3 protein-coding genes and 2 pseudogenes are annotated in these 3,764 nt (G+C 74.9%); all 5 read right to left on the bottom strand.

The window, feature by feature from the left end; translation table 11 throughout:
• Positions 1-289, bottom strand: a pseudogene (locus C1J00_RS40015) (precorrin-3B C(17)-methyltransferase); the annotation flags it as partial.
• The gene (gene cbiE / locus C1J00_RS40010) at positions 286-1,524 is read right to left on the bottom strand and encodes a precorrin-6y C5,15-methyltransferase (decarboxylating) subunit CbiE (RefSeq protein ID WP_180989872.1); all 1,239 of its coding nucleotides are present in this window, start codon (positions 1,522-1,524) and stop codon (positions 286-288) included. The gene cbiE and the pseudogene C1J00_RS40015, both read right to left, overlap by 4 nt.
• Positions 1,521-2,339 (bottom strand): precorrin-4 C(11)-methyltransferase, encoded by an 819-nt coding sequence (cobM, locus tag C1J00_RS40005; protein WP_102913764.1) that lies wholly within the window; start codon positions 2,337-2,339, stop codon positions 1,521-1,523. The genes cbiE and cobM overlap by 4 nt, the downstream gene beginning before the upstream one ends.
• A 29-nt stretch (positions 2,340-2,368) precedes the next feature.
• Entirely contained in the window at positions 2,369-3,100 is a 732-nt protein-coding gene (gene cobI, locus C1J00_RS40000) for a precorrin-2 C(20)-methyltransferase (protein ID WP_102913763.1), read from the bottom strand.
• Positions 3,097-3,764, bottom strand: a pseudogene (locus tag C1J00_RS39995) (cobyrinate a,c-diamide synthase); the annotation flags it as partial. The pseudogene C1J00_RS39995 and the gene cobI, both read right to left, overlap by 4 nt.

Here is a 3,764-nt window from a genome sequence, read left to right as displayed (position 1 = left end):
GTTCATTGGCCCCGCCCGCGTGCCCGCCCAGCAGGGACACGGCGAACCGTCCGCCCTCGTCGACGCACACCACGCCCGGGTCCTCGGTCTTGCCCGAGAGCAGCGGCGCCACCAGCCGCACCACCGCCCCCGTCGCCAGGAAGCACACGAGCTGCTCGCACTGCGCGAACGCGGCCCGTACGGCGTCCCCGACGGGACCCTCGTACACGCGCGTGCGGTCCGGCCACGCCGCGGCCAGCCGGTCCCGCGCAGCCGCTCCCGCCGCGGTGGCGGAAATGAGGCCGATCACTGAGCGACTCCTTCTTCGACAGCTGCCGGAGGCCGGACGCCCCACAGCAGGAAAACGGGGTTGGTCGCCGCGAGCCGGGTCACGTCCCCGGGCAGCGGCGCGAGCCGGGACGACTGCAGCAGCACGCCGTCGCAGCGGAAACCGGCGCTCGTCAGGGACTCACGCGCGGCCGGTACCCGGTCGAGCGCGGCCATGGCGACGACCACGGTGCGCCGGGCACGCCGCGCGCACGCGGCGACCACGGCGGGCAGTTCGCGCCCGCCGCCCCCGACGAACACGGCGTCCGGAGTCTCGGCGAGATCCGCCAGCGCGTCCGGCGCCGCGCCGTGCACCACCCGCATGTCCACGCCGTGCGCGGCGGCGTTGGCGCGGACCCGTTCGACCCCGTCCGCGGTCTTCTCCACGGCGGTCACGGCCGCACCGAGCCGCGCGCACTCCACGGCCACGGACCCCGAGCCCGCGCCCACGTCCCAGACCAGGTCACCGGGGCGCGGCCCCAGCCGGGCCAGGGCCAGTGCCCGCACCTCGAACTTGGTGATCATCGAGTCCCGGTGGGTGAACTCCGCCTCTTCCAGGGCCCAGCCGGCGGGCCGTTCACCGGGCCCCGCGACCGTCCGTACGGCGCCGAGCGCCCGCGCCTCGTCCAGGCACAGCACCACGTTCACCGCCGTACCCCAGTCGCGGGCGGCGGCCTCCGCGGGTGTCACCCGCTCCACGCGCTCCGCCCGCGAGCCGATCCCGGAGGCGACGACCAGCACCCGCGCCGCGTCCCGCAGCGCGGCGCCCAGCTCGGCCGGACCCGCGCCCGGCCCGGTCAGCACGGCCGTCTTCGCCTGCGCTCGGCACACGTTGACGGCCGTCCGCAGCTCCCGGCCGTGGGCGCTCACCACCACGGCGTCGTCCCACGGCAGCCCGACCCGCGCGAACGCGGCGGCGACGGACGACACCCCCGGCCGCACATCGAGCCGCTGCGGCCCGAACCGCTCGGCCAGCGCCCGCACGATCCCGAAGAACCCGGGGTCGCCGGAGGCCAGCACCAGGACGGGGCGGTCCTTCGCGACGTACGCGCCGATGGTGTCCAGGGCCGGCGCGAGAGGCCCCAGCACGACCCGCTCCGCCGTCTCGGGCAGCCGTACGGCATCCAGATGCCGCCGCCCGCCCACCACCAGCCCGGCACCGGCGAGGACGTCGTCGCAAGGCGCCGCCCCCGTCCCCGTGCCGACCACCGTGATCACGTACTCGCCCCCCGCTCGCGCAGCGCCCGCCGGGCTTTCGGGTCGGCCTTGCGGTAGCCGTGGAAGTGACCCGGGTGGTACAGGTGCGAGCGCGTGCCGTGCGCGTCGAGCGCCGGGCCGACCAGGAACAGGGTGTGCTTCCAGAGCTTGTGCTCCTTGACCGTCTCCTCCAGCGTGCCGATCGTGCACCTCACGACCAGCTCCTCCGGCCAGGTCGCCTGGTACGCCACCACAACCGGGGTCGTCGTCGGGTAGCCGCCCTCCAGCAACTCCCGCACGAGCTGCCCGCTGCGGGCGGCGGAGAGGAACACCGCCATGGTGGTCCCGTGCTTGGCGAACTCCCGGACCTCCTCCCCGGGCGGCATCGGCGTCTTGCCGCCCCCGAGCCGGGTCAGCACGACCGACTGCGCGACCTCCGGGATGGTCAACTCGCGCTGGGCGAGCGCCGCGACGGCCGAGAAGGAGGACACCCCGGGCACGATCTCGGTCGCGATGCCCACCTCGGCACACCGGTCGACCTGCTCCTGCGTGCCGCCCCACAGGGCCGGGTCACCGGAATGGATACGGGCGACCTTGAGCCCCTCGCCGTGGGCGCGCTCGTACACGGCGACGACGTCCTCCAGGGACATGGTCGCCGAGTCGAGGATCTCCGCGTCCTCACGGGCGTGCTCCAGGACCTCCTCCTGGACCAGGCTGGCCGCCCAGATCACGACGTCGGCCTCGGCGATGGCGCGTGCGGCACGGAACGTCAGCAGGTCGGCGGCGCCGGGACCGGCGCCGACGAAGGTCACTTTGCCGGCGGGGGCGTCGGCCATGTGTCGGGTCCTCTCGTGGTTCACGGGTGTCACAACTTGCCGCCGCGTCCGCCGTCGCGCCGCGCGGGTGCGATGAGCGTCGACAGATAGGGCAGGGGCGTGTCGTCGAGCTCGGCGGCCGGACGTACGGACTCCTCCGGCAGCCCCAGCGCCGACCCCCACACGGCGTCGGCGAGCCGCCCGGTCTCCCGCAGCGCCTCGGCGACCTCGTGCGCCTGCCGCCCGAACTTGTAGGCGACCACGGTCCCGGGCCCGGCCAGGGCGTCCTTCAGCACGGCCGCCCCGGCGGTGACGGGGACGAGCGTGAGCGGCTCGGTGCCCTCGGTGAGCACGGCCCCCGACCGGGCGGCGAGATCCTGCATGGCGGTGATCCCGGGCACGGTCTCGACGACGGTCCCCGGCACCAGGTCGGCGATGGTCTGCGCGAGGTACGTGAACGTCGAGTACACGTTGGGATCCCCGATGGTGGCGAAGGCCACGGCGGCATGACGGCCCAGCAGCTCGGCGACCCGGCCCCCGGCCGCGTCCCAGGCGGCCTCGCGCCGCTCCCGGTCGCTGCGCTCGTTCAGCGCGAACACGACCCGGACGACCTTCTCCCCGGGCACGTAGTGCAACACGGTCGCCTCGGCCCGGCCGCGCTCCCCGCTGTCCATCACGGGGACCACCACGACATCGGCCTCCCGCAGGGCGTTGACACCCTTGACGGTCACCAGCTCCGGATCCCCGGGCCCCACCCCGACTCCGACCAGCCTGCTGCTCATGACGTCCGGCACCTCTCGACGAACCGACGGGCGACACCGGGCTCGGACGCCCAGTGCGTGTGCAGATAGCTCGCGTGCACACCGCGCTGTACGAAACCTTCGACCCGCGGCCGGGGGCCGCGGACGCCCCAGGCGGGCTCCGCTCCCGAGCCGGGCTCCACGGCCGTCCGGTGGAACTCGTGCCCCCGCATCCGGGTCCCGGCCGCCGCGAGCACACTGTCGCCCACGGCCACGGCGTCCCGGTAGCCCAGAGTGAGCCGCTCGGTCATCCGCGCCCCGGCGTCCAGCACCCCGCACATCGGCAGCCCGTCCAGCTCCCGGCACAGATACAGCAGCCCGGCACACTCGGCGGCCAGGGGAGCGCCGCTGTCCGCCAGGGCGGCGACGGCCTTGCGCAGGGGTTTGTTGGCGGACAGCTCTGCGGCGTACACCTCGGGGAACCCGCCCCCGATGACCAACCCCCGCGTCCCTTCGGGCAGTTCCTCGTCCCGCAGGGGGTCGAAGGTGACGACCTCGGCCCCGGCGGCGGCGAGCAGCTCGCCGTGCTCGGCATAGGAAAAGGTGAACGCGGACCCACCAGCGACGGCTACGACGGGTGTGCGCTGCTCGTCCGCCCGCGTGGGCCTCTCGGCCGACCGTGTCGGATGGTGGGCGGGCGAGGCGG

The sequence above is a fragment of the Streptomyces cahuitamycinicus genome, from assembly GCF_002891435.1.
GTDB classification, from domain to species: Bacteria; Actinomycetota; Actinomycetes; order Streptomycetales; family Streptomycetaceae; genus Streptomyces; species Streptomyces cahuitamycinicus.
Note: the sequence above shows the minus strand (reverse complement) of the source record. Positions and strands in the feature narration are given on the sequence as shown.

Coding starts and splice junctions, on each gene's coding strand:
- cobI (WP_102913763.1), bottom strand. CDS start 3,100: ATGAGCAGCAGGCTGGTCGGAGTCGGGGTGGGGCCCGGGGATCCGGAG.
- cobM (WP_102913764.1), bottom strand. CDS start 2,339: ATGGCCGACGCCCCCGCCGGCAAAGTGACCTTCGTCGGCGCCGGTCCC.